Source organism: Centipeda felix (genome assembly GCF_900186465.1).
Classification (GTDB): Bacteria; Bacillota; Negativicutes; order Selenomonadales; family Selenomonadaceae; genus Centipeda; species Centipeda felix.
In genome coordinates, this window is sequence record NZ_LT891958.1 from 566,446 (window position 1) to 590,206 (window position 23,761).

Annotated in this window: 26 protein-coding genes and 1 tRNA gene; 12 read left to right on the forward strand and 15 right to left on the reverse strand. The window is 57.8% G+C overall.

From position 1 onward, the window contains the following. Positions 1 to 175 precede the first annotated feature (175 nt). The 3 genes from C1713_RS07120 to C1713_RS07130 are packed head-to-tail and all read left to right on the forward strand — an operon-like array spanning position 176 to position 2,704. On the forward strand, positions 176 to 1,228 hold the full coding sequence (locus tag C1713_RS07120; RefSeq protein ID WP_050341812.1) for a methionine ABC transporter ATP-binding protein: 1,053 nt from the start codon (positions 176 to 178) through the stop codon (positions 1,226 to 1,228). Next, on the forward strand, positions 1,197 to 1,850 hold the full coding sequence (locus C1713_RS07125) for a methionine ABC transporter permease (RefSeq protein WP_040572534.1): 654 nt from the start codon (positions 1,197 to 1,199) through the stop codon (positions 1,848 to 1,850). Before C1713_RS07120 ends, C1713_RS07125 begins: the two co-directional genes overlap by 32 nt. A 35-nt stretch (positions 1,851 to 1,885) precedes the next feature. After that, positions 1,886 to 2,704 carry a MetQ/NlpA family ABC transporter substrate-binding protein gene (locus C1713_RS07130; RefSeq protein WP_050341816.1) on the forward strand — a complete coding sequence of 273 codons (819 nt, stop codon included), beginning with the start codon at positions 1,886 to 1,888 and terminating at the stop codon, positions 2,702 to 2,704. 167 nt (positions 2,705 to 2,871) lie between these two features. Here C1713_RS07130 and C1713_RS07135 read toward each other — a convergent pair whose 3' ends face one another. From C1713_RS07135 to C1713_RS07165, 7 genes are all read right to left on the reverse strand, one after another. Beyond that, on the reverse strand, positions 2,872 to 3,972 hold the full coding sequence (locus C1713_RS07135) for a DUF2939 domain-containing protein (protein WP_102493458.1): 1,101 nt from the start codon (positions 3,970 to 3,972) through the stop codon (positions 2,872 to 2,874). Positions 3,973 to 4,116: 144 nt separating this feature from the next. Further along, entirely contained in the window at positions 4,117 to 5,463 is a 1,347-nt protein-coding gene (gene bioA / locus C1713_RS07140; protein ID WP_102493459.1) for an adenosylmethionine--8-amino-7-oxononanoate transaminase, read from the reverse strand. A gap of 112 nt (positions 5,464 to 5,575) precedes the next feature. Next, complete coding sequence (bioA, locus tag C1713_RS07145) at positions 5,576 to 6,922, reverse strand: adenosylmethionine--8-amino-7-oxononanoate transaminase (protein WP_102493460.1); 1,347 nt, start codon at positions 6,920 to 6,922, stop codon at positions 5,576 to 5,578. A 129-nt stretch (positions 6,923 to 7,051) separates the two neighbouring features. Next, positions 7,052 to 7,732: a dethiobiotin synthase gene (bioD, locus tag C1713_RS07150; RefSeq protein ID WP_102493461.1), complete on the reverse strand. Its 681-nt coding sequence runs from the start codon at positions 7,730 to 7,732 to the stop codon at positions 7,052 to 7,054. A gap of 17 nt (positions 7,733 to 7,749) precedes the next feature. Then, positions 7,750 to 8,358 carry a biotin transporter BioY gene (locus C1713_RS07155; protein WP_102493462.1) on the reverse strand — a complete coding sequence of 203 codons (609 nt, stop codon included), beginning with the start codon at positions 8,356 to 8,358 and terminating at the stop codon, positions 7,750 to 7,752. A 204-nt stretch (positions 8,359 to 8,562) separates the two neighbouring features. After that, complete coding sequence (locus C1713_RS07160) at positions 8,563 to 9,873, reverse strand: purple acid phosphatase family protein (protein ID WP_102493463.1); 1,311 nt, start codon at positions 9,871 to 9,873, stop codon at positions 8,563 to 8,565. Positions 9,874 to 9,934: 61 nt separating this feature from the next. Continuing rightward, entirely contained in the window at positions 9,935 to 10,672 is a 738-nt protein-coding gene (locus C1713_RS07165; protein WP_102493464.1) for a metallophosphoesterase family protein, read from the reverse strand. Positions 10,673 to 10,842: 170 nt separating this feature from the next. Here C1713_RS07165 and purB point away from each other — a divergent pair, with 170 nt between their 5' ends. Both purB and C1713_RS07175 read left to right on the forward strand, forming a co-directional pair. Beyond that, positions 10,843 to 12,135 carry an adenylosuccinate lyase gene (purB, locus tag C1713_RS07170; RefSeq protein ID WP_102493465.1) on the forward strand — a complete coding sequence of 431 codons (1,293 nt, stop codon included), beginning with the start codon at positions 10,843 to 10,845 and terminating at the stop codon, positions 12,133 to 12,135. A 25-nt stretch (positions 12,136 to 12,160) separates the two neighbouring features. Beyond that, positions 12,161 to 13,447: an adenylosuccinate synthase gene (locus tag C1713_RS07175; RefSeq protein WP_102493466.1), complete on the forward strand. Its 1,287-nt coding sequence runs from the start codon at positions 12,161 to 12,163 to the stop codon at positions 13,445 to 13,447. A 311-nt stretch (positions 13,448 to 13,758) separates the two neighbouring features. Here C1713_RS07175 and C1713_RS07180 read toward each other — a convergent pair whose 3' ends face one another. The 4 genes from C1713_RS07180 to C1713_RS07195 all read right to left on the reverse strand — a co-directional run bounded on the left by C1713_RS07180 (position 13,759) and on the right by C1713_RS07195 (position 16,462). After that, a complete protein-coding gene (locus C1713_RS07180; protein ID WP_245871021.1) occupies positions 13,759 to 14,247 on the reverse strand; it encodes an OB-fold putative lipoprotein in 489 nt (162 codons plus the stop codon). Positions 14,248 to 14,414: 167 nt separating this feature from the next. Further along, complete coding sequence (locus tag C1713_RS07185) at positions 14,415 to 15,059, reverse strand: DNA glycosylase (RefSeq protein ID WP_102493468.1); 645 nt, start codon at positions 15,057 to 15,059, stop codon at positions 14,415 to 14,417. Positions 15,060 to 15,073: 14 nt separating this feature from the next. Then, positions 15,074 to 16,057: a YeiH family protein gene (locus C1713_RS07190; RefSeq protein WP_102493469.1), complete on the reverse strand. Its 984-nt coding sequence runs from the start codon at positions 16,055 to 16,057 to the stop codon at positions 15,074 to 15,076. Between the two features lie 39 nt (positions 16,058 to 16,096). Further along, entirely contained in the window at positions 16,097 to 16,462 is a 366-nt protein-coding gene (locus C1713_RS07195; RefSeq protein WP_009753687.1) for an arsenate reductase family protein, read from the reverse strand. 391 nt (positions 16,463 to 16,853) lie between these two features. Here C1713_RS07195 and C1713_RS07205 point away from each other — a divergent pair, with 391 nt between their 5' ends. Next, entirely contained in the window at positions 16,854 to 17,312 is a 459-nt protein-coding gene (locus tag C1713_RS07205) for an Hsp20/alpha crystallin family protein (RefSeq protein ID WP_009753685.1), read from the forward strand. 76 nt (positions 17,313 to 17,388) lie between these two features. Here C1713_RS07205 and C1713_RS07210 read toward each other — a convergent pair whose 3' ends face one another. From C1713_RS07210 to C1713_RS07220, 3 genes are all read right to left on the reverse strand, one after another. After that, on the reverse strand, positions 17,389 to 18,024 hold the full coding sequence (locus tag C1713_RS07210; protein ID WP_102493470.1) for a DUF421 domain-containing protein: 636 nt from the start codon (positions 18,022 to 18,024) through the stop codon (positions 17,389 to 17,391). A 1-nt stretch (position 18,025) separates the two neighbouring features. Continuing rightward, positions 18,026 to 18,478, reverse strand: a complete 453-nt coding sequence (locus C1713_RS07215; RefSeq protein WP_009753683.1) for a DUF3290 domain-containing protein — start codon at positions 18,476 to 18,478, stop codon at positions 18,026 to 18,028. 353 nt (positions 18,479 to 18,831) lie between these two features. Continuing rightward, positions 18,832 to 18,920: transfer RNA gene (locus tag C1713_RS07220), tRNA-Ser, on the reverse strand. Positions 18,921 to 19,491: 571 nt separating this feature from the next. Here C1713_RS07220 and C1713_RS12440 point away from each other — a divergent pair. From C1713_RS12440 to C1713_RS07240, 5 genes are all read left to right on the forward strand, one after another. Further along, positions 19,492 to 19,989, forward strand: a complete 498-nt coding sequence (locus C1713_RS12440) for an SPFH domain-containing protein (RefSeq protein WP_245871022.1) — start codon at positions 19,492 to 19,494, stop codon at positions 19,987 to 19,989. Further along, positions 19,947 to 20,606, forward strand: a complete 660-nt coding sequence (locus C1713_RS12445; protein ID WP_245871024.1) for a hypothetical protein — start codon at positions 19,947 to 19,949, stop codon at positions 20,604 to 20,606. The genes C1713_RS12440 and C1713_RS12445 overlap by 43 nt, the downstream gene beginning before the upstream one ends. 123 nt (positions 20,607 to 20,729) lie before the next feature. Next, positions 20,730 to 20,969 carry a hypothetical protein gene (locus tag C1713_RS07230; RefSeq protein WP_138774480.1) on the forward strand — a complete coding sequence of 80 codons (240 nt, stop codon included), beginning with the start codon at positions 20,730 to 20,732 and terminating at the stop codon, positions 20,967 to 20,969. A gap of 69 nt (positions 20,970 to 21,038) precedes the next feature. Further along, entirely contained in the window at positions 21,039 to 21,239 is a 201-nt protein-coding gene (locus C1713_RS07235) for a hypothetical protein (protein ID WP_102493472.1), read from the forward strand. Between the two features lie 65 nt (positions 21,240 to 21,304). Then, positions 21,305 to 21,814 (forward strand): hypothetical protein, encoded by a 510-nt coding sequence (locus C1713_RS07240; RefSeq protein WP_170950793.1) that lies wholly within the window; start codon positions 21,305 to 21,307, stop codon positions 21,812 to 21,814. 44 nt (positions 21,815 to 21,858) lie between these two features. Here C1713_RS07240 and C1713_RS07245 read toward each other — a convergent pair whose 3' ends face one another. Continuing rightward, a complete protein-coding gene (locus C1713_RS07245; RefSeq protein WP_245871026.1) occupies positions 21,859 to 22,167 on the reverse strand; it encodes an RtcB family protein in 309 nt (102 codons plus the stop codon). A 302-nt stretch (positions 22,168 to 22,469) separates the two neighbouring features. Between C1713_RS07245 and C1713_RS07250 the strand changes: the two genes are divergently transcribed. Further along, positions 22,470 to 23,642, forward strand: coding sequence for an MFS transporter (locus tag C1713_RS07250; protein ID WP_245871028.1), 1,173 nt, complete (start codon positions 22,470 to 22,472; stop codon positions 23,640 to 23,642). Positions 23,643 to 23,761 lie beyond the last annotated feature (119 nt).

Sequence of the window (23,761 nt, forward strand, 5' to 3'; positions counted from 1 at the left end):
TGTATGATACTACATCGGAGATACCGTGTCAAGGGGGGGATTTTTCTATTTTTGCATTTTCCGGTAGGAGCACAGGCAATAGCGTACCGACACGACCTCCATCAAACAGCGAAGTCATTGACAAAGCGGCGCGTCTATGCTACGTTTAATCGGTATCAACGAAGAGAGGCTACAAATGATACAGCTAAAGAATATTGTCAAAACATACGCAGGCGATGTGCACGCTCTGCGCGGTATCGATCTCTCGATTGAGCGCGGCAGCATCTATGGCATCATTGGGCTGTCAGGCGCAGGAAAATCGACGCTCATCCGCTGCATCAATATGCTTGAGCGCCCGACGAGCGGCGCTGTCCTCGTGGACGGACGCGATCTCATGCAGGTCTCGGAGAGCGAACTGCGCGAGGAGCGGCGGCACATCGGCATGATTTTTCAGCACTTTAATCTGCTGTCCTCTGCGACGGTCTACGACAACGTGGCATTCCCGCTGCGGCTCGCAGGGAAGTCTGCCGAGGAGCTCCGCCCCAAGGTGACGGAGCTGCTCACGCTGGTCGGGCTCGGCGACAAGGCAAATGCCTACCCGAGCCATCTCTCGGGTGGGCAGAAGCAGCGCGTCGGCATCGCGCGCGCACTCGCAGGAGATCCGAAGGTACTGCTCTGTGACGAGGCAACCTCGGCACTCGACCCGCAGACAACGAAGTCCATCCTCGCGCTCATCCGCGACATCAACCGCCGTATGGGACTGACCGTCGTCGTCATCACGCATGAAATGCAGGTCATCAAGGATATCTGTGACCGCGTTGCCGTCCTCGACGGCGGCATCATCGCCGAGGAGGGCGATGTGGTGGACGTGTTCACCGCACCGCAGCAGCCGATCACGAAGGAGTTCATCAGCGTGCTCCTATCGAACGAACTGCCGACGGCATTTCGCGGAAATTCCATCGAAGAAGCGCCGAGCGAGGGGAGCTATATGCTCCTGCGCCTTACATTCCTCGGCGAGCGCGCGGACGATCCCGTGCTCGCGGAGATGATCCGCCGCTTCCCAACCATTGAGGTGACGATGCTCTTCGGTACACTCGACCAGATCAAGGAGCTGCCGTTCGGGCGTATGATCATCGGGATGCGCGGCGCACCGGAGGAGATACAGCGCGCCATCGACTATCTCTCGGAACAGCATTTGAAACAGGAGGTGATCGGCTATGTCCGCCGAAATGATTCCCCTGCTGACTAAGGCACTCGGAGAGACCGTCTATATGGTCGCGGTCAGTATGGTCATCTCGAGTGCGCTCGGCATCCCGCTCGGCGTGCTCCTGCACGTGACAGCGCGGGGCGAGATCCTCGATGCGCCGGCGGTGAACCGCTCGATCGGCGCGGTGGTCAACGCGATCCGCTCCATCCCGTTCATCATCCTGATGGTGGCAATCATCCCGCTGACTCGTCTCATCGTCGGCTCGGCGATCGGCACGACGGCGGCGATGGTGCCGCTCGTCATCGCCTCGGTCCCGTTCATCGGACGGCAGGTGGAGACCTCGCTGCGCGAGGTGCCGCACGGTCTCATCGAGGCGGCGCTCTCCATGGGGGCGACGCCGCTGCAGATTGTGACGCGCGTGCTCCTGCCGGAGTCCATGCCCGGCATCGTCAGCCAGCTCACGACGGTCGTCATCGCACTCGTCGGCGAGTCCGCCATGGCCGGTGCGATCGGCGGCGGCGGTCTTGGTGATCTCGCGATCCGCTACGGCTATCAGCGGTTCCGCCCCGACATCATGCTCGCGACCGTCGTCATTCTCATTGTTCTCGTCCAGCTCGTGCAGTTTGCAGGCAATACCCTCGCCGCACGGCTGAATAAGAAATAAATTCTTAGAGATCAATTTTTCAAAGGAGGTATTTTATGAAAAAACTGCTCGCTCTTGTGCTTGCCGTCACTGCATTTGCCCTCGCCGGCTGCGGCGGCAGCGCAGACAAACCCGCCGACAACGCCAAGGCGGAGAAGGTCGTCAAGGTCGGTGCATCGCCCGTTCCCCACGCGGAGATCCTCGAGGCGATCCGCCCCGAGCTCGAAAAGGAAGGCGTAAAGCTCGAGATCGTCGAATTCAACGACTATGTTCAGCCGAACATCGCCACGAACGATAAGGAAATCGACGCGAACTTCTTCCAGCACGAGCCATACCTGAAGAATTTTGTTGAGGAGCACCCCGAGCTGAAGCTCGTGAACGTTCTCGGTGTCCACATCGAGCCGATGGGCGTCTACTCGCACAAGATCAAGAAGCTCGACGAGCTGAAGGACGGCGCATCCGTCTCCATCCCGAGCGATCCGACGAACGGCGGCCGTGCGCTGCTGCTCCTCGCGCGTGCGAACCTCATCAAGCTGAAGGACGGTGCCGGTACGACGGCGACGGTGCAGGACATCGTCGACAACCCGAAGCACCTCAAGATCCAGGAGATCGAGGCGCCGCAGCTGCCGCGCACGCTGGATGACGTTGATATCTCCGTCATCAACACGAACTGGGCAATGCAGGCGGATCTCGTGCCGACGCGCGACGCCCTCATCATGGAGGACAAGACCTCGCCGTACGTCAACATCCTCGTCGTCCGCCAGGGCGATGAGAACCGCCCCGAGATTCAGGCGCTCGTCAAGGCCCTCCACTCTGAGACGGTCAAGAACTTCATCAACGATAAGTACAAGGGCGCGATTGTTCCCGCGTTCTGATCGTAAGAGCAAAGGAATCTAGCCTCATCGACGCGCTGCTATGCCGTTATACAAAGCCTTCCCCGTTATCACGGGGGAAGGGGGACCGCGTAAGCGGTGGAAGGGGCACAAAAGGGGTGTTGTACGAAGCGTTCAGCTTCGTACAACACCCCTTCTTTCATTCATATTTATGGTGTTGCGGGCGTCTCCGCACTTACCGCACCGCGGCGGATCATGTCGCCGACACGCAGATCATAGGAGAGCGCCATCTTGTGCAGTGTCTCCGCCCGTGCAAAGTCCTCGGGCGTCCCGACGTTGAGCCCCTTGACGAAACTCTCATACGCACCGATGAACGCCTCCGTCGCCGCCTTGCGCTGTGCAGCAAGATACTGTGCGCCGTGGGGAACATCTACGCCGTCCAGCTCCTTCTGATACTTCTTGAGCAGGGGAATCATATCCTCCTGCAGGAGATGTGTCAGCGACTTGCGGTACACCGTCGTATAGGTACTGCGTCCCGTCTCGGTCAGATTGCGGAACTCCCGCTGTTTCGAGCGGAAAACGCCGTTATAGCGGTCGACAATCGGGCGCGTCGCGTCGATGTAGCGCCCGAGGTTGCTCGCCGCCGCCTTCTGCACTGCCTCGAGATAGGAACGATAGTTCACGATGCGCACGACCTGCCAGCCCGTATCGCCGCGCTCCATGCGCAGCTGCAGGGGGAACTCTAGGTCGGTCCCCTCGTCGCGCACGGTAATGTTCGCCATTGCGGTGCTCCCGTCCCGCACAACGCTGTCGATGTGCAGGAGGGTCGTGTCGCGCAGGTGGCTGCACTCCATGAGATACTCAAAGTCGATGCCGAGCTGGCGTCCCTTCAGCGGGTCTACGCCCTCAGGGGTCGGCCACGTCCCGCTCCCGACCGCCGTCAAAATGCTCTGCGCCATCCCGCCTGCGACGCTGTCCTTGATGCTCTCGTAGAACTTTCCCGATTTATTTCGTTCTTTTTCCTTCAGATGTGTATCGCCCGAAAAGAGGACGTAGGTGAGATCGTCATATCCCGCCGCCGTTACAGCATTGATATTCACGCGCCGCTGAAACGCCTCCGCATCATGCGCGGTGAGCGCTGCCGCCGCCTGCTCGAGAGCGTAGGCGGGACGCTGTATGTAGTAGCCGAGATACCACGCGAGGACGGCGATTGCCAGGACGATCACCCCTGCTGCCGCGCGAAACTTACGCTGACTCGCCCTGCGTCGGCGTGCGAGGCGCACGCGCCACGCAAACTCATCCAGCGGCATTGCCACACCTCCCTTTGCACGAATTCGAATGATGCTATTATAGCATGGAATACGTCCCCCGTTCAATCAGTGAAAATTACTCTCTACGAAAAAGACTGCCGTACGAGGTTCATCGCCCCTCGTACAGCAGTCCGCCATCCTTCTTTATCTCCCCAGCACCTCATCCATCGACTGCTTCATCCGCGTGATCGCCGTGTCAAGATCATCGCGCCCGATGTTCAGCGGCGGATTGAAGTAAAGTACGTCACCGAGCGGGCGCAGGAGCAGCCCATGCCGGAGCGCACGGCGATAGATCGCATAGCCAAGGCGCCGCCCTCCGTCAAAGGGACGCTTCGCCGCGCGATCCTCGACCAGCTCAACCGCATGAATCAGCCCGATGTGGCGGATCTCACCGACGTTCGGATGCGCACCGAACGTCTCCGTCATGCGCGCAGTCAGCCACGAGGCCGTGTTCTCCGCCCGCTCCAAAATATTCTCCTCATCGAGAATGTCGAGCACGGCGAGCGCCGCGCTGCAGCCGAGCGGATTCCCCGCGTACGTATGACTGTGCATGAACGCCTTGCCCTCGCTCCAGTCGGCGTAGAACGCCTCGTAGATCTTCTCCTTGACGACGGTGATGGACATGGGCATGTAGCCGCCCGTCAGCCCCTTCGAGAGGCACATGAGATCGGGCGTAATCCCCGCACGCTCACACGCAAAGAGCCGCCCCGTGCGCCCGAATCCCGTCGCAATCTCGTCGGCGATGAGGAGGACATCGTATTCGTCACAGAGGGTGCGCAGCTTCCTGAGATATTCCTCGGGATAGATGCGCATCCCCGCACTCCCCTGCAGGAGCGGCTCGACGATCATCGCCGCCGTCTCGTGCCCGTGCGCGGCAAAGGCACGCTCTGCATGCTCAAAGCACGCACAGGAGCAGGTGCCGCGCGTCTCCCCATAGGGACAGCGGTAGCAGTCGGGCGCCTCGATATGGATGTTGTCCATCATCATCGGCTTGTACATCTCGGCAAAGAGATCCATGCTCCCCACCGAGAGCGCGCCGATCGTCTCGCCGTGATAGCTCTCCGAGAGGCACATGAAGCGAATTTTTTTCGTGCGCCCCGTCTGCTGGCAGTATTGGAAGGACATCTTGAGCGCCGCCTCGACCGCAGAGGAACCATTGTCGTTGAAGTGGAACTTCGTCAGACCCTCGGGCACAAGCGCCGTCAGACGCTCGGCAAGTTCGATCGCGCCGCGGTGTGAGAAATTTGCAAAGATCACATGCTCGAGGCGGTCGAGCTGCGCCTTGATGCGCGCGTTGATCTTCTCGTTGGAATGCCCCAGGAGATTTGCCCACCAAGAGCTCACAATATCGAGGTAGGACTTGCCGTGCACATCGCAGAGCCATGGACCCTTTGCGTGGTCAATGACCATCGGCGGCAGCTCCTCATAGTCCTTCATCTGCGCGCACGGATGCCAAATCCGGCGCAGGTCGCGCTCCTCAATTGTCGGCATAAAAATGACCCCTCCTACGAAAGCACTGATACACGCGGTGCTTTCCTAAACACACATTACACACAAAGCACGAAGTTTTTCATTTCGTGCGGCAGCTTCCTCTACAGAGTTCCTATGCCCCCAGCACCTCATCCATCGACGCCTTCATCCATGCGATGGCGGTGCTGAGGTCATCACGCCCGATGTTCAGCGGCGGATTGAAGTAAAGCACGTCGCCGAGCGGGCGCAGGAGCAGCCCGTGCCGGAGCGCACGGCGATAGATCGCATAGCCAAGGCGGCGACTGGGATCAAAGGGACGCTTCGCTTCGCGATCCTCGACCAGCTCAACCGCATGAATCAGCCCGATGTGGCGGATCTCACCGACGTTCGGATGCGCACCGAACGTCTCCGTCATGCGCGCAGTCAGCCACGATGCTGTCTCCTCCGCCCGCTCCAGAATATTCTCCTCATCGAGAATGTCGAGCACGGCGAGCGCCGCGCTGCAGCCGAGCGGATTGCCCGCATACGTGTGACCTTGCATGAACGCCTTGCCCTCGCTCCAGTCCGCATAGAACGCGTCGTAGATCTTTTCCTTGACGACGGTGATCGCGGTAGGCATATAGCCGCTTGTCAGCCCCTTTGAGAGGCACATGAGATCGGGCGTGATGCCCGCACGCTCACACGCAAAGAGCCGTCCCGTGCGCCCGAACCCCGTCGCAATCTCGTCGGCGATGAGCAGGACATCGTATGCGTCGCAGAGGGCGCGCAGCTTCCTGAGATAGTCCTCGGGGTAGATGCGCATCCCCGCGCACCCCTGCAGGAGCGGCTCGACGATCATCGCCGCCGTCTCGTGTCCGTGTGCGGCAAAGGCACGCTCCGCATGCTCAAAACACGCGCAGGAGCAGCTGTCGCGCGTCTCCCCATAGGGGCAGCGGTAGCAGTCGGGTGCCTCGATATGGATAGTGTCCATCATCATCGTCTTGTACATCTCGGCAAAGAGATCCACGCCCCCCACGGAGAGCGCCCCGATTGTCCCTCCGTGATACCCTTCAGAAAGGCACATAAACCGCGTCTTTTTCGTACGCCCTGTCTGCTGACAGTACTGAAACGCCATCTTGAGCGCCGCCTCTACAGCGGACGAGCCGTTATCGTTGAAATTGAACTTCGTCAGTCCCTCGGGCACGAGCATCGCCAGCCGCTCTGCAAGCTCAATCGCGGGACGATGGGAGAAATTCGCAAAGACGACGTGCTCGAGCCGCCTCAGCTGCGCCGTAATCCGCGCATCGATCTTCTCGTTCGTATGTCCGAGGAGATTCGCCCACCACGAACTGATAATATCGAGATAGCCCTTGCCGTGCACATCGTAGAGCCATGCCCCCTTTGCGTGATCGATCACCATCGGCGGCAGCTGCTCATAGTCCTTCATCTGCGCGCACGGGTGCCAGATATGGCGCAGGTCACGCTCCTCAATCGTCGGCATAAAAGCTCTCCTCCTGCGGAATCACGGATAAAACAGCCCCTCGGATTGGCGTAGATTTTCCGCCGAAGTGCGGGAAAATAGGCGTCAAGAGCCGCAGGCTGAATTGATCAGTGCTTCCCTAAACACACATTACTCATACAGCGCGGCAAGCGCATCCGCCCTCATCGGCAGTTCCGCCGCGCCGTGCGGCACACACGCCAAGACACGCGCTCCCGTGATCTCCTCGACCATCCGCACATTGTCCTCCTGCATCAGACCGCCCTGCCAATTGTTGAAGATAAAGCCCCGCAGGGGAATGCCGCGCGCATAGAGATGCTCTGCCGTCAGCACAGCGGCATTGATCGTTCCGAGCCCTGCATCGGCAACAACGAGCGCAGCGAGCCCCAGCCGCACGGCAAGATCGTCAAGGACGACGTGCTCATCGCCGTCCCAGCGCAGCGGGCAGATAATGCCGCCGCTCCCCTCCACCGTCAGATAGTCCGTGTGCTCCTTCGCGCGGCGGTAGTCCTGCGCCACCTTTGCAAAATCCATCGGGCGGTGCTCGATCTGCGCCGCGAGATGCGGTGAGACCGCATCGCGATAGACATAGGAGACAGTGACATCCGCCGCATCGAGCTCCGCGACACGCGCCACATGGAGTGCATCGCCCGGCAGGAGCGTGCCGTCCGCGGCGACCTCCGCGCCCGAGAGTGCCGCCTTATAGTAGCCCGCCGCAAATCCCGCGTCACGGAGACATTTCACAATCAGCCCCGTGACATACGTCTTGCCGATGTCCGTCCCCGTTCCCGTGACAAATAACGCCTTACCCACGTATGATGCGCCTCCTGTCAGACATCCATGCGATTCGTATGCACTGCTGCCCCCTGCACGGGAGCAGTGCTCTGCGTCTCCTGCGTCTCACGAATCCAGAGCCCCGCCTTGTAGAGGCGAATCCCGACGTACGCCGCCGCGACGCAGAGCAGGAAGTCCGGCAGAACCTGCAGCACGCCGCAGTACCAGACCGCCACCCAGAAACCGATCGGCGCGTCGATAATGTAGTTCGATATGAAGTAGAAATACGGGATGCCGAGGGCATAGAGCACCACCATGCCTGCTGCACACGCGGCAAGTGCACGCCGGAACGTCGGCACGCCGCGGCGCGCCAGCGCGCCCGTCACCCAGCCCTGCAGGATGAAGCCGACGAGATAGCCGAACGTCGGCTGAAGCACGTAGGCAGGGCCGCCGCCCGAGGCGAACACGGGAATCCCCACGAGCCCCATGAGTACATACGTGCCGATGGCGAGCGCACCGAGCCGCGCACCGAGCATCAGCCCCGCGAGCAGGGTAAAGAGGAACTGCAGCGTGTAAACATCCGTACCCACAGGGATGCGCACGAACGTCCCGACCGTAATAAGCGCGATAAACAGCCCGCATAGGATTACTTCACGTAACTTCATAATCTTCAGATACCTCCATAAAAACTGATAGACCCATAGACTTGCTTTATCTTACTCGCTATTTTATTTATTGTCAACCAGAATATTCTATGTAGGTTTACTAAAATTGTATATCGATTGCATATAAAAAAGACGGGACTGCTGCACGAAGCTGAAGCTTCGTGCAGCAGTCCCTCTTTGTCCCTTACACAACGGACGATCCCCTTACCGTTTCGTCACCTTCACACGATCCATCTCCGTGCCGTCGGACAGGAAACACGCGATCTCAAGCCGATCATCCCGGACCTCCATCGTGAGATAGTTATCCGTCTCCGGCTGCGGAAGCGTCACCTCGTCAAAGGCATGGTCGATCCAGAGATTTGGATAGCGCACATTCCCCGCAACACCCGTGAGGATGTAGAGTGGTCCCTTCTGCTCCGGCGTTTTGACAAACGCGTAGATATGCCCGCGATTGCGATAGGTATGCAGATGCGCTGTGAAAACAACATCGATGAGCAGCTCGTCAAAGACGGGCATCCACACCCGGCCGATCTCCTCATCAATACCCTCACTGCGCTCAGGGCGTCCCTGAATACGGTACTGCAATACATCCTTATGCATGAGGACGATATTCCACTTCTTGCGGTGTGCCTTCAGATCGCGGCGGATCCACGCGAGCTGCTCCTCGACCATCCCGCTCTTAAAGCCGTCGATCTCCTTCTGCTGCGTGCAGAGCACAACATAGTGCACGTCTCCGTAGTCAAAGGAATAGTAATACCGCTCAAATTCTTTACTTCCGTTGCGCGGGGTCTGAAAGTAGTTCAGATATGCGGCAGGGAGGCGCGTCTGCCACTGGCGGTCGTAGGTCTCGTGATTCCCCATGACAGGCACCATTGGGATCACATGGGCCATCTCATCTATGCCCTTAAAGAACTCTGTCCACTGAAACCGATCCTCGCCGTTGTCAACGAGATCACCAAGGCAGGCAAAAAGTGCCGTATCCGTATTGCGTGCCCACGCGAGATGCGCCATCTGCTGCCAGTCCGCATAGTCGCTCGACTGGCTGTCGGGAAAAAGAAGCATCTTATACGGTGCATCAGCAGCAGGGGTATAGAGTTCCTGCCAGCCCGTCGTCCCGTCATTCGCCTCAATGCGATAGCGATACTTCGTTCCCGGCATCAGCTTGTCGATCTCCGCCGTATACTGATGTACCATCACATCATCATCGGAAAAGCACGTATCGTTCACAGGGATGCGCCGTATCTTCTCCGCGTTCTCCGCCCGTATCTCGACCATCTGATCCATCTCGTCTGCATCGGTCTCCCACATGAGGACACGGCTGCTCCCGGGATCCGAGGTGATGATCTGCCGCAGGCGTTCGATATAGAGAGTATTGGGAAAGGGATGCAGCCCCTTCCTGCGCAGCCACTCCATGCCGGCAAGCTTCCAGAGCGCCGCACCGCCTGCAGCGGCTGTCCCCGCCGCTATCGCTGCCTTGATAAACGTACGGCGCGTAAACGTCTTTTTCCTTTCCATCAACTTCTTCCTCTCTCCTATATAAAGGAATCACTGATACATCTAAGGAATCACACGAGCCTTACCCGCGCTCCGCCTGCATATAGCAGGATGCGCGTTCTCCCGCCGTGAGTGCATGTCCGCCCGCTCGCAGGCGCAGATAGTGTGCCGCGTCCACACAGCTGATGCGTCCGCCGGGCAGATACGCGCCCGTGTCGCAGGCGATGATATTGTTCGGCAAAAAGAGAGGCACTGCTGCGCCGCCGCGCCGCAGCATCTGCGTCGGCGTATGCCCGACAACAACCAGCGTGCTGCCGTGATACCCCGCGAAAAACTTCTCACGAATCCAAAGCATATCCTCCCGGCAGTCCTCCGCCGCAGGATTCACACCCGCATGAACGAAGAGAATGTCCTCACCGGCATGCGATGTGCGGAAGGAAATCGGACGTGACCGAACGAATGCCGTCAGCGATTCCGCCTCCGCCTTTGGCAGAGCGGCAAGCTGCTTCCTCGTGATCCTGCCGCCGTTCGCCAGCCAGAGATCGAAGTGCCCCATGATTGTGCGCCCCAGTCCATACGCATCAATATAGCTGAGCATCATCGCCTCGTGGTTGCCCATGAGTGCGTGGACATTGCGGTACTTCTCCACCTGCCGCTGCACGAACTGCAGGGCACGGACAGGCGCGGTGCCGCGGTCAATATAGTCGCCGAGAAAGACGAGCAGATCCCGCTCATCGTCAAACGCAATCTTCTTCCAGAGACGTTCGAGCCCGTCTGCCTCCCCGTGCACATCGCCGACAGCAAGAATCCGGCGGAACATTCGATCGCCCCCTCCGCAATAAACATTTCTATTATATCGTAAGAACCCTGAAATCCGCATGAGAATATCCCGTATACAAAACGCTGTTTCCGCATAACATTGACAATCGTCCCATGGAGATATATGATAGTGCAGGATAAATTTGTTTATTTTCAGGCAGGAGGACGCACATGATAGAACGCTATACACGCCCGGAGATGGGGCATCTCTGGTCGATTCAGAACGAGTGGCAGACCATTCTGAACGTCGAGATCGCTGCGTGTGAGGCAATGGCGGAACTGGGCGAGATCCCCGCCGCCGCCGTAGAGAACATCAAGGCAAAGGCGAAGTTTGACGTCGCGCGCATCAACGAGATCGAAAAGACCACCGACCACGACATCATTGCCTTTCTCACGAACCTCGAGGAGAATATCGGAGAGGACTCGAAATACATCCACAAGGGACTCACCTCGAGCGACGTGAAGGACACGGCATACTGCGTCATGATGCGCGACGCCGCCGCCATCATCCTCGACGATCTGCAGGAATTCCGCACCGTGCTCCGCCGCCGCGCGAACGAGTTCCGTCATACGCCGTGCATCGGACGTACACACGGCATCCATGCAGAGCCGATGACCTTTGGGCTGAAGCTTCTGCTCTGGAGTGCAGAGATCGAGCGCGACATCGAGCGTCTTACGCATGCCAAGAAAATCGTCTCCGTCGGCAAGCTCTCGGGCGCCGTCGGCACCTACTCCAACATCAACCCGCGCATCGAGGAACTGACGTGCAAAAAACTGGGGCTGACGCCCGTCCGTCTGGCGACACAGGTCATCCAGCGTGACCGCCACGCCGAGTTCGTCACGACACTCGCCATCATCGCGAGCACCTTGGAAAAGATCGCCACCGAGATCCGCAACCTCCAGCGCACGGACATCCGTGAGGCAGAGGAGTTCTTCAAGGCGGGACAGAAGGGCTCGTCGGCGATGCCGCACAAGCGCAATCCGATCAACTGCGAGCGTGTCTCGGGCATGGCACGACTCGTGCGCGGCAACGCCGTCGCGGCGATGGAGGACATCACCCTCTGGCATGAACGCGACATCTCGCATTCCTCCGTCGAGCGCGTCATCCTGCCCGACAGCACGATCAATGTGGACTACTGTCTGCACAAGCTGACCGGCATCGTGGACAAGCTCCTCGTCTACCCAGACGCCATGCTGCACAACATGAACCGCACGGGCGGTCTCATCTACAGTCAGCGCATCCTCACGGCACTCGTCAACAAGGGCATCCTGCGTCAGACTGCCTACGTCTGGGTGCAGCGCAACGCCATGAAGCGCTGGCTCGACAAGGAGGACTTCCGCACGAACGTCGAGAAGGACGCCGACATCTCCGCCCACCTCACAAAGGAGGAGATCGACGCGTGCTTTGACTACCAGTACTTCCTGCGGAACATCGATGACATCTTTGCACGATTTGATCTCTAAGGAGAAGAAATAAGGGGGACTCATTATGTCAACCATCGTTATTACGGGTACGCAGTGGGGCGACGAGGGCAAAGGGAAAATCGTCGACTACCTCGCGAGCAAGGCAGACACCGTCGTCCGCTATCAGGGCGGCTGCAACGCGGGACACACCGTCGTCGCGGCAGGCGAAGAGTATAAACTCCGCCTCCTGCCCTCAGGCATCCTCTACAAGGGCACGCACAACATCATCGCGAACGGCGTCGCCTTTGACCCCGAGGTCTGTCTGCAGGAGATGGACGCCATGGCGGCGCGCGGCATCGACACATCGAACATTCGCATCTCCGACCGTGCGCACGTCGTCATGCCCTACCACCGACTGATGGACGGCATCGGCGACGCCCAGCGCGGCGCAGACAAGATCGGCACCACGGGACGCGGCATCGGCCCCTGCTACATGGATCGTGACGACCGCATCGGCATCCGCGTCTGTGACCTCATGGACGGCGCAGAGTTTGCCAAGAAGCTCAAGAAAAACCTCGACAACAAGAACGCAGAGCTCGCCGCTGTCTACCACCACGAGCCCCTTGACTATGACGAGGTGCTGAAGGAGTACCAGCGCTACGCCGAGCGTCTGCGTCCGCTCGTCACCGACACCATCCCCCTCATCAACGAGGAGATCGCCGCGGGGCGCAAAATTCTCTTTGAGGGCGCACAGGCGACCATGCTGGACATCGACTACGGCACCTACCCCTACGTCACCGCGTCACACCCCATCTCGGGCGGCGTCACCATCGGCGCGGGTGTTGCGCCGAAGAAGATCGACAAGGTCGTCGGCGTTGTCAAGGCATACTGCACGCGCGTCGGCGAGGGTCCCTTCCCCACAGAGCAGCTGAATCCCATCGGAGAGAAACTGCGTGAGGCGGGACATGAGTTCGGCACCGTCACGGGGCGTCCGCGCCGCACCGGCTGGCTCGACGCCGTCGTCGTCCGCCACGCGGGGATGCTCTCGGGCATCGACTACATGGCGGTCACGCGTCTCGACATCCTTGACGGCTTTGACGAGATCAAGATCTGCACGGGCTACAAGTACAGGGGAGAGCTCCTCAAGGGCGTTCCCGCAAGCCTCAACGTCCTCGCCGAGGTCGAGCCGGTCTATGAAACCTTCCCGGGCTGGAAGACGGACATCTCCGGCATCCGCAGCTACGGCGACCTCCCCGAAAAGGCACGCAAATACCTCGAGCGCATGGCAGAGATCACGGACATTGCCCTCGGCGTCATCTCCGTCGGCCCCTCACGCGAGCAGACCATCGTCCTTGCAAACGATTTGTTCTAAGAGAAATAGAAAAAACGGCACGGTATGAATCATCTCATATCGTGCCGTTTGACTTATTCAGATGTCCACTGGAGGATACACACAGATGATAAATACTCAACCATCAGCAGCAGCATCAACTAATGCCAAAGAAATCCCCCCAGAAGAGCGAAATCATCTCACCCGTATATCGATATCGCAATTACAGAAGCTGAGCAGGAATACCGCATGAACGGAATCCTGATGGACGCATCTCAGGCACTTCTCTCCTTGCGAAACAACCATTTTGGATAAGCTGTTTTTCTCATCTCTTGACGAGACAGGTACTTCTTTTACTGTGCCGACTCCACCTTATCCAGTTTCAGGGAGTATCCCATGATATCCCCGACTTCCTTTATCGTCCCATACACCGTGACATTCTGCCCCTTTTTCAATGCCAGAATAGCATCTTTTAGTTCCTTATTCTTAGCATCTACATCACAACGAATGTGAATCATCGTGTACTTTGCTGCTGTGCCATCAATGGTAATATACTTCACATCCGAATCAATATTACCGATATGTCCACCAATGATCTTTACTGCCTTTCCCTTATAATTTTGATTCGCAGAGGCAGCATTATCCTTTGCTTCACTGAGCAGCACATTGATATCCGCCTCTGCGTATTCCTTCTGTTTTTCTTGCTGCTGTGTGGTAGTGGTTGAATTCCCCTTGTTCGCATTGTCTGACTTATCCTTTCCACCGCCACCGCAAGCACCAACTAAGCTGGCGACAACCACAATACCGACCAGCCCTAAGAGAGCCTTCTTAAACTTGCCCATAACAAACATCTCCTTTGCAACTTAAAGCGCAGTGTTTCTCATCCATATCTATTAATTCCACCCCCCTCCATATTCCTGCTTAATATTAAAATATTTTTGAAGCTTTTCTACGAAAAACAGGTCAACGGCATGAAACGCAGCCGTTGACCTGTCTTTTATTTTTCGTTCTACTCCGCCACCGTGAACCCCGCCGCGCGGAAAAACTGCCGATACGCCTCCGCCTTCTTCTCAAGCTTCATCGGATAGGCACGCGAAGTGGACGGAAGGCGTGTGACGAGGAGCTCACGCGTACCGCAGCGAGCAGGAACGGTCTCGCCCGTCTTGACATCCTTGCCCTTCTTCTCCGCCGTGAGCAGATCAAAAAGGATCTCCGTCGCCTTTCCGCCCGTCGTGCAGATGCGGCGGCACTGTGGGATCTGCGCCAGAATCTCGGGCAGCTCCACCGTCTCCACGACCTTCAGATAGGCGTCGGACGCATTGCCGTGCGTGCGGATGGCGCGCCGCACGCCGGGACACGAGCCGATGCCGCGCTCCGTGAGAAACGCCTTGATGCGCTCCGCATCAAAAGCCTTCTCCCCCGGCACCTGAAAATGTGCTGCATCACCGAAGAACACGAGCCCATAGACGCGCCACATATCGTTTTGAAAGTTCGGGTAGTGGAATGCCATCGCCCGCTTTTCCTTTGCCGGCGGAAAACTCCCCATCATCAGCACTGTCGCCTGCGGCGGCAGAAACGGTGGAAACGGCCGCAGCTCGACATCCTGTTCATCCGTCGCTGTGTTTTTTTCATGCGTGGTTTTTTGATTCCTCATTGTCCCCCCGCCCCTTACAGCAGCCCCAATGCATGCTGAACGATAAGCGACGTCACCGCCACTGCTGCCCAGCACACCATCCCGAGAGCAAGCGGCCGCGCCCCGTTCTTGACAAGCGAAGGGAGATCCGTGTTCAGCCCGATCGCACTCATCGCGAGCACAATCGCGAACTTTCCGAGCATCCCCAGCCCATGCGAGAGCTCTGCGGGGAGAATGCCCGTCGTATTGACAATGCACGCGACGATGAAGTAGAGCACGAACATCGGAAAGATGCGCCGAAGAGAGAACCCTGCGCCGCTCTTTTTCGCCCCGCGCATCACGAGCAGCGCGAAGAAGAGGCAGACCGGCACGATCATCAGCGTACGCGTCAGCTTCACAATCGTCGCATACGCGCCCGCATCGTGACTGTACGCATAGCCCGCCGCGACCACGGACGACGTATCGTTGATCGCCGTGCCTGCCCACATGCCAAAGCCCTGATCGGACATCCCCATCGTGTGCCCGAGGAACGGAAAGAGAAAGACCGCAATCACGTTAAAGAAGAAAATCGTCGCAATCGAGATCACCACATCCCGATCCTTTGCCCCGATCACAGGGGCAACCGCCGCAATCGCCGAGCCGCCGCAGATCGCCGTTCCCGCACCAACGAGCGCCGTCATGTCGCGATCAAGCCCCATCAAACGTCCCACGACAAGCGCCGCAAGGAACGCTGCCGCGAGCGTAAAGGCCATCACATAGAGGGACTGCTCTCCCACCTCCACAACGTGAAAGAGATTCATCTCAAAGCCGAGCAGGATGATCGCATACTGGAGAATCTTCTTGCCCGTAAAGCGGATGCCGCTCTCCGTCTTCTCCGGACGCCGCTTTTTCGCGAACAGCATCCCGAGCAGAATGCCGAACACGGGTCCGCCCACGATGGGGAAATACAGCCCCAGCACGTAGGCCGGCACGGCAAACAGCATCGCATAGAGGATGCCGTCCATGTACTCTCGTTTCATCGAAATCCTTCTTTCAAAACGCGCCTGCGGGATCATCCCCTACGCAAACAGCTCTGCCCACTCCGCCTCGCGAAAGCCCACCAAGACACGGTCCTTCGTGATGAGGAGCGGCCGCTTCACGAGCATCCCGTCCGAGGCGAGCGCGGCGTACTGCTGCTCCTCCGACATCTCCGGCAGCGTATCCTTCAGCCCGCGGTCGCGGTAGATCATCCCGCTCGTATTGAAGAACCGCTTCAGCGGCAGTCCGCTCTTCTTGTGCCACGCACGCAGCTCCTCTGCCGTCGGGTTCTGTGTCTTAATGTCGCGCATCGGTGCCGCACAGCCGTGCGCACGCAGGAATTTCTCCGCCTTTTGACACGTCGAACACTTCGGGTAGCCGATAAAAAGAACTTCCGTATCTGCCATATTGTTTCCTCCAGTTCCATTGACGAAATAACATATATCTTTATTCAGGAATCACTGCTAAACTCAGCCACGCCATCTTGACGCATCTTTTTGCCTGCACTTCGGCAGAAAATCCTCCACAGAGCCCCTCTCTGCGTCCGGTTTTCCGCCTCGTACGGACAAAAAATCTGCGCCAATCCGAGGGACTTCATTTTATCAGTGGTTCCTTTATTATATCGTTACAAAAAAATTTTTCAATTTTTTCTTTTTGACCTATTGACTTTTTGACTTTTAGCAGTATAATAACAATCGAAAGGTGATTGAAGCACCTTCCCAATAAAGATATTCACATGGCTGAGGCGAATACCAAACAGCGCATCAGCCAACAAAAAAACCTAAGGAGTTGATCATCATGTTTGGACTTGTACCTTTTGGCGGACATCGCGGGCTTACCTCACGTGAGCATAATACCCCGTTTGATCTCTTCGACGCCATGCGCGATTCCTTCTTCGACAGCAGCTTCCCCGCAGCGAACTGGGGGGCATCCTCATTCAAGGTTGATGTAAAGGACAGCGGCGACCACTACGAGCTGAGCGCCGACTTGCCGGGCATGGCGAAGGAAGACATCAGTCTCCGCTACGAGAATGGCTACCTCACCATCGCTGCGACGCACAACGAGTCAAAGGACGAAAAGGACGACAACGGCAGCTACATCCGCCGCGAGCGTCATACGGGCGAAGTCAGCCGCTCGTTCTACATCGACGGCATCGATGACGCGAACATCCGCGCCGAGTTCAAGGACGGCGTCCTGCAGGTGAACCTGCCGAAATCGGCATCTGCCCCTGAGCGCAAGCAGATCGAGATCCACTGATCTTGGGGGCTTCCTGTCATTGATAAGCAGAGCCACGCGAAAGCAACTCTTTCGCGTGGCTCTGTTTTTGCCAATTTTAGGACTCCGCGTACGGATAGATGGCGAGATTGCCGTCCTTGTATTCGCCAACGTAGACGTTCTTTAGTTCGTAGCCCGCATCGCGCAGGGCAGCGTTCAGCCACACGTGGTCTTTTTCGATGAGCTCAAGGATATCCTCATCGACCTGCCCGTCGAGGATGAGCGGATAGCGCGCATTTTCCTCACCATACTGGATGATGGTGAGCTGTCCATTCGGCTCGAGCACGGCACGCTTGACATCCTTGATGTAGTAGACGCCCGCCAGACGCAGTTTCAGCGTGAGATCATGCGCGAGGAGCCCCTGCCGCATGCACTCGTCCATGAGGATTTTGCCGCGCTCGATGAGGATGGCAGGCGATCCGTCAACGATCTCCTTGACGCGGCGGTTGTTCGCCTTGATAAATTTCAGCAGGAGCACGAGGAGCGTCCACGCGACGAGCACGAGGAGGAAGTCAATCATAGAGATGGCACTGGTGTAGATAACACCGCCGATGATGCCGCCGAGCACGTAGTTCTGCACCTGATCGGTCGCGGACGTGGGGGCGAGGTTGCCCTTGCCGAGGAGGTTGATCTGCACGATGAGACAGAGCAGACCGAGAGCGAGTTTTGCGAGTACCAGTGAGTAGACGATCATCTCAGTCCTCCTTATCTACGATCTGTATATCCCGCCGCAGGAGATGCGTGCGTTCATACTGAAACGACGTGTAGTCCGCATTGAAATGAATCACGTAGAACGTGCCCTCTACATCGACGAGCATGCCCTGCTTCAGATTGGTCGAGTTCACCTTGATATCACTGACAGGGACATCGAGATCCTTCCCGAGGCTCTGCACGAACTGTGCCATGCGTGAGGTCTGCTCGCGGTCGCTCTTCATGCGGTTGTAGTCGCCGTACTGCATGCCCCCGAGGAAGATCACCGCCAGAAACAGCAGGACGACGAGATCGCGGTAGCGCGAGGAAAAGCTGCTGCGCAGATACTTGATGCTCACGACAAGCAGTGCAGCGAGCGCGAGGAATGAGACGACATACCACGCCGTATGGCTCGCCTGTCCAACTTGCTCAATATAGCTGTAGGTATAAAATGGCAACGAAACGCCCCCCTCCCATGTTCGTATAGGCTACTACGCCGAACACTTTCTGTCAATGGTCTTTTGAGCGGTATATGGATTTGGCACGCACGAGAAACGACAATCTTGCGAAAAAGCCAAAAGCCCGATAAAATATAGGCAGATCATGTGATCCGAGGAAAAGTGATGCACAGATGAATATGAGGATGCTGCACGGCATCCTCGTTTTCTATGTCAGCTCCCCTCATTTCGAGCCCCATAAAATCCACTTTCAAAATCTTGTGTGCCCAAAATGTGCCCAAAATCCTATTTTTCATCCAAAACTACGCGCAGAAAAGGCTTCGTGGAAATCTCCACGAAGCCTTATTTTCCAATGGCAGAGAGGGTGGGATTCGAACCCACGGCAGCTCATCACTGCACTTGATTTCGAGTCAAGCACCTTCGACCACTCGGACACCTCTCCATGCCGCTGTGCGACAAGTCGCATTATATCATAGGAGCGAATGCATGGCAAGGAATTTTTCTGCATTGTATGCCAGGGGGCAAATTGCAAGTTTAATTGTCGCAAGGTCTCGTTAAACATTTAGCGAGTTATATCATCGCAGCATACATATCGTTTGCTGACTTATATCCGAAAATCTTGCGCAGATAGTTGTTGACCCAATCCTCGATCCGCTGCAGCTGCATTCCTGTCAGCTTGCCGAAATCTAAGCCCCCTCAGAAAGCCCCCTGCATAACATCCGATTGCCCCCCCTCATTGCTCCAGCACTTCTAGCTATTGTGTCTAATTTTGAGCACTTCTTTCCCTTCTGTCTTAATATTGAATTCTAAGACCCTTTTCTCCCGTACTTATGTTAAAATGATCCTCGTGTTAAGGAATCACCGATAAATTCGGCACGACCATCTGGCATACCTCATTTTATCAGTGATTCCTTGAGTAACAGAATCTAAGGAGAAAACGATGGGACTGATTCAGGCAGCTGCCGGCATGGTGGACGGGGTTCTCGCCGACCAGTGGAAGGAGTTCTACTGCTGTGACAGGCTGTGACAGCCTCGATGCCGACACGCTGGTCGCAAAGGGCGAAAAGCGCACGAGTGCGCGCGGGCCCAGCTCGATCACGAGCGGTGAGAGCAATATCATCACGACGGGCTCGGTCGTTGTGGTGAATGTCGGGCAGTGCATGATGATCGTCGATCAGGGCAAGGTCGTGGAGATCTGCGCGGAGCCGGGCGCATACACGTACGATGCCTCGACCGAGCCGACAGTGTTCGGCGGCGATCCCGCGAAGGATCAGCGCATCTACTATGTTAATACGAAGGAGATCATCGGCAATAAGTATGGCACGGCACAGTCGATCCATGTTGAGACGGTGCTCGGCGCCTATACACTCAACGTGAACATCCGCTGTTTTGGCACGTACAGCTACCGCATTGCGAATCCGATTCTCGTCTATACCAATGTCTGCGGCAACGTGGATGGCGACTATATATGCGTAGCGAGATCGACGAGCAGCCGCGCAGCGAGCTGCTGACGGCGCTACAGCCCGCATTCGGACGCATCGCAGCGCAGGGTATCCGCTATTCACAGCTCATTAACTATACGAAGGAGATACGCGACGCGTTCGCTGCCGAGTGGGGCGAAAAGCGCGGCATCGAGATTGTCTCCTTCGGTGTGTCGAGCGTCAAGGCGGACGATCGCGACGAGCAGCGCATCAGGGATCTGCAGGACGGCGCGATCATGAGTGATGCAAACCTGCGCGCCGGCCGTATCGCTGGTGCGGCGGCGGACGCGATACGCACGGCAGCAAGCAACGAGAACGGCGTCGCATCGAGCTTTATGGGGCTCGGCATGGTCGGCAATCTCAGCATGGGCGCAATGGGTACGTTCGGCCCGCAGGGCAGCACAGTCGGCGCGGTGAATCCATTCCCCGCACAGACGCAGCAGGGGCAGAGCACTGAGGGCTGGACCTGTGCCTGTGGTCATGCGGGCAACACGGGGAAGTTCTGCGCCGAGTGCGGCAAGCCGCGCCCCGCAGGAGCACCGCTCTATCGCTGTGACAAACGCGGCTGGACGCCCGACGACCCGACGCATCCGCCGAAGTTCTGCCCGCAGTGCGGTGATGCATTTGATGAAAAGGATAGACAGTAGGCCTCTTGCAGGGGTACCATACGCCAGCCAAATAGCGAGGTAAACTCATGGTCGAAACAACCGTCAGTTATCAATGTCCGAACTGCGGCGCGCCCCTCAGTTTCCATCCGGGAGACGCGCGCGTTGTCTGCGCGCACTTGCCATATGGAGCTGAATGCCGCCGCTCTCGAGGAACGCTGCCGTGCACAGGAGAAGGCAGCCGCCAAGACGGCAGAGGAGAAGGAGGCCGCGGCAAATGCACCGAACGTCGCAGTAGTCGGAGGAGGAGCGCGCCGCGATGCAGGTGCAGACCTGCTCTGCCTGCGGTGCAGAACTGGTCTCCGACGCAAATACGATAGCGACCTCCTGTGCCTACTGCGGTAGCCCAAACCTCCTCGTTATCACCGCCGCAGTCTCGATGGAAATGCATAGATTGCAAAGCGGGACGGCGCAGTGCACTATGCGATGGTCCCCGTGTGGATTCTCACGACGCGCTGCAAGAACCAGCCCTGTACATTCATGACGAACGGGCAGACGGGCAAGGTCGTCGGCTCGCTGCCCATCGACCGCCGCAAAGCACTCCGCAATCCGCTCGTCCCTGCGCGGATTGCGCTGCCGCCGCTCTACTACGCCATCAAGTACATCATAAGATAGGAGAGGGTCAGGACAAAACCAACACACCGTATCTCGGTCGCACTTCTCCCGCTCCTTGCGGTAATATGTTCCATGCAAATATCGGCAAATGCCACCTCAGCAGCAGCAAAATGCACACGCGCATCACCGACGGCAGGTGCATGGATGCACTGACCGAGGCATTCCTCCCCGATCTGCGCAAGAACTGCTACGCAGATGCGTTTACCGCCTACGCCAAGACGACGGACATGATGCTCACTCACTATGAGAAGGAAGGCACGCCCTACGACCCGCGTACGGCGTTCAATACGACTGCACTCGGCATCGCTGCTCTCCTCGCCGTCGCCATCTTCTGCCTCGTTCGCTGCTTCCTGATCCACAAGATGAGAGCAACATCGCTGCCGCAGCAACAGCGGACGCCTACCTCGATCACAAGAGCTTTCAGCTCACATAGAGTGACGACAACTACATCACCTCGCGCGTTGTGCGCACCGCGAAGGAAAAACCTCCTCCTCATCATCCTCAGGCAGCGGCAGCCACGGCAGCACGGGCGGGAAATATTGAGGACGTGCTTTGTGTACTTGAGTGCACGATAGCAGCGCAGTGCGAGGAGGTCGACTCCTGCCGCCCCACCCATACATCACGCCCCGAGGGGGACGAAGTGCGCCGTCTCATCAAAGCATGCGAGGTCGATCTCTCCCTTGCCGAGGTCAACCGTATACATGCCGCAGCCGATGTCGACACCGACGAGGTTCGGCACGACCTTGTCCCGCATCGACATCGTTGTGCCAATGGTACACCCCTTGCCCCAGTGCACATCGGGCATGATGCGGATGCTCGCGCCCTCCGTGAATTCGTAGTCACACATCCGGCGGATCTGCTCGATCGCCTCTTCCTCGATCACCTTCGCGTATACAATCGCCGTGCTGCAGCGTCCGTGTATCTCCATGCATTCCATCCTTTTCCCTCCTTCATTCTTCTCTTTTCAGTCGCCGTCCACGATAAACATCTATCCCATCAGCTATCCCCATTCTAACAAATCTCTCACATATATGGGTCGCTGCACAGGCGATATTTTCTTTTTCCCCAAGTATAGTAAAAGTCATGGGCAAGAAAAACCCATGCTGTTTTCTCCTCTCAGCCACTTCTCCACTATAGCGCATTTCCCCACAAAAGACACACGACCCTCTACCGCAGGCGCATGTTTTGTTCTATAATAGAACGCATCTCATTCGGCAGGGGGCATTTTGTGTGGCAGCAACAAAGGTAAGAACCTATAACTATCTGATCTCGTGCGGGCATCTGTGCTCGGATATCAATCAGGGCGCGCTCGCAGCGGTGCTGCCGTTCCTGATTGCGGCCTATCACTATGACTATGCAACGGCGGCGACGCTCGTGCTGTTCTCAAATCTCGTCGGCTCGGTGGTGCAGCCGATCTTCGGGCAGCTCGCCGACCGTCAGAACCGCCCGTGGCTGATTCCGCTCGGTCTGCTGCTCGCGGGCGGCGGCATGGCACTCACGGGCGTGGTAACGACGTTCCCTGCGCTGTGCGCAGCAGTCGCGGTGAGCGGCACGGGTGCGGCGATGTTCCACCCGCAGGCGGCGCGGCTCGTACATCATGCCTCGGCGGAGGGGGAGCGTGCAAAGAATATCAGCATCTTTTCCTTCGGCGGCAATCTTGGTTTTGCCCTCGGCCCGGTGGTCATGACCGCCGCCGTGACGGCGTTTGGTCTCATGGGAACGCTCGTCTTTCTCATCCCCGAAGTCATCATCTGTATTGCCTTCCGCTGCCATCTGCACGGGCTCTATGCACTGAACGCCGCACCGCAGGCAACAGAGGCAAAGGCACGCCCGCAGGGCATCGATCAGTGGGGCTCGTTTCTGCGTCTGACCGCCATTGTCTTCGGGCGTTCGATCATCTTCTTCGGCATCAATACCTTCCTCGCACTGTACTGGATTCAGGAGCTCGGGCAGACGGAGGCGATGGGCAGCGCCGTGCTGAGCGTCTATTACGCGATCGGTGCGGCGTGTACGCTGCTCGGCGGACGGCTCGCCGACCGCTATGGCTATCACCGCATGATCCGCATCGGGGCGGTGATTCTGCCGCCGTGCATCTTTCTCTTTACGCAGGTACACTCCCTCGTGCTCGCTGCCCTGCTTCTCCTGCCGATCGCGGCATCACTCAGTCTCATCTATAGTCCGATGGTGGTGCTCGGTCAGCAGTACCTCCCGAACCGTGTGGGGCTTGCCTCGGGCGTGACGCTCGGGCTCGCGGTCAGTGTCGGCGGCGTCTTTACACCCGTGCTTGGTCATATCGCAGACGGACGGGGACTCACGGCGGCCCTCCTCACCGTCGCCGCCATCGCCCTCATCCCTGCCGTTTTTGCGTTCCTTCTGCCGCCTGTGCGGAGGAGGACGCTCTAGGGCCATCTCTGAGGAATCCCTGGTAAGCGGAAAAACCGGATGCCGAGTGGTACTCTATGGAGGTTTTTCTGTCGAAGTGCGGGCAAAAAAGACGTGCTAAGACAGCGGTGCTGAATATA

What these genes read in the sequence shown, in the direction of transcription:
- C1713_RS07240 (WP_170950793.1), top strand. Translation starts at nt 21,305, where the DNA reads ATGTTCCATGCAAATATCGGCAAATGCCACCTCAGCAGCAGCAAAATG.
- C1713_RS07165 (WP_102493464.1), bottom strand. Translation starts at nt 10,672, where the DNA reads ATGTTCCGCCGGATTCTTGCTGTCGGCGATGTGCACGGGGAGGCAGAC.
- C1713_RS07245 (WP_245871026.1), bottom strand. Translation starts at nt 22,167, where the DNA reads ATGGAGATACACGGACGCTGCAGCACGGCGATTGTATACGCGAAGGTG.
- C1713_RS07205 (WP_009753685.1), top strand. Translation starts at nt 16,854, where the DNA reads ATGTTTGGACTTGTACCTTTTGGCGGACATCGCGGGCTTACCTCACGT.
- C1713_RS07180 (WP_245871021.1), bottom strand. Translation starts at nt 14,247, where the DNA reads ATGGGCAAGTTTAAGAAGGCTCTCTTAGGGCTGGTCGGTATTGTGGTT.
- C1713_RS07185 (WP_102493468.1), bottom strand. Translation starts at nt 15,059, where the DNA reads ATGAGGAATCAAAAAACCACGCATGAAAAAAACACAGCGACGGATGAA.
- C1713_RS07160 (WP_102493463.1), bottom strand. Translation starts at nt 9,873, where the DNA reads ATGGAAAGGAAAAAGACGTTTACGCGCCGTACGTTTATCAAGGCAGCG.
- C1713_RS07195 (WP_009753687.1), bottom strand. Translation starts at nt 16,462, where the DNA reads ATGGCAGATACGGAAGTTCTTTTTATCGGCTACCCGAAGTGTTCGACG.
- C1713_RS07190 (WP_102493469.1), bottom strand. Translation starts at nt 16,057, where the DNA reads ATGAAACGAGAGTACATGGACGGCATCCTCTATGCGATGCTGTTTGCC.
- C1713_RS07135 (WP_102493458.1), bottom strand. Translation starts at nt 3,972, where the DNA reads ATGCCGCTGGATGAGTTTGCGTGGCGCGTGCGCCTCGCACGCCGACGC.
- C1713_RS07125 (WP_040572534.1), top strand. Translation starts at nt 1,197, where the DNA reads ATGTCCGCCGAAATGATTCCCCTGCTGACTAAGGCACTCGGAGAGACC.
- purB (WP_102493465.1), top strand. Translation starts at nt 10,843, where the DNA reads ATGATAGAACGCTATACACGCCCGGAGATGGGGCATCTCTGGTCGATT.
- C1713_RS07120 (WP_050341812.1), top strand. Translation starts at nt 176, where the DNA reads ATGATACAGCTAAAGAATATTGTCAAAACATACGCAGGCGATGTGCAC.
- C1713_RS07130 (WP_050341816.1), top strand. Translation starts at nt 1,886, where the DNA reads ATGAAAAAACTGCTCGCTCTTGTGCTTGCCGTCACTGCATTTGCCCTC.
- bioA (WP_102493459.1), bottom strand. Translation starts at nt 5,463, where the DNA reads ATGCCGACAATTGAGGAGCGCGACCTGCGCCGGATTTGGCATCCGTGC.
- C1713_RS07210 (WP_102493470.1), bottom strand. Translation starts at nt 18,024, where the DNA reads ATGATCGTCTACTCACTGGTACTCGCAAAACTCGCTCTCGGTCTGCTC.
- bioA (WP_102493460.1), bottom strand. Translation starts at nt 6,922, where the DNA reads ATGCCGACGATTGAGGAGCGTGACCTGCGCCATATCTGGCACCCGTGC.
- C1713_RS12445 (WP_245871024.1), top strand. Translation starts at nt 19,947, where the DNA reads ATGCGTAGCGAGATCGACGAGCAGCCGCGCAGCGAGCTGCTGACGGCG.
- C1713_RS07155 (WP_102493462.1), bottom strand. Translation starts at nt 8,358, where the DNA reads ATGAAGTTACGTGAAGTAATCCTATGCGGGCTGTTTATCGCGCTTATT.
- C1713_RS07175 (WP_102493466.1), top strand. Translation starts at nt 12,161, where the DNA reads ATGTCAACCATCGTTATTACGGGTACGCAGTGGGGCGACGAGGGCAAA.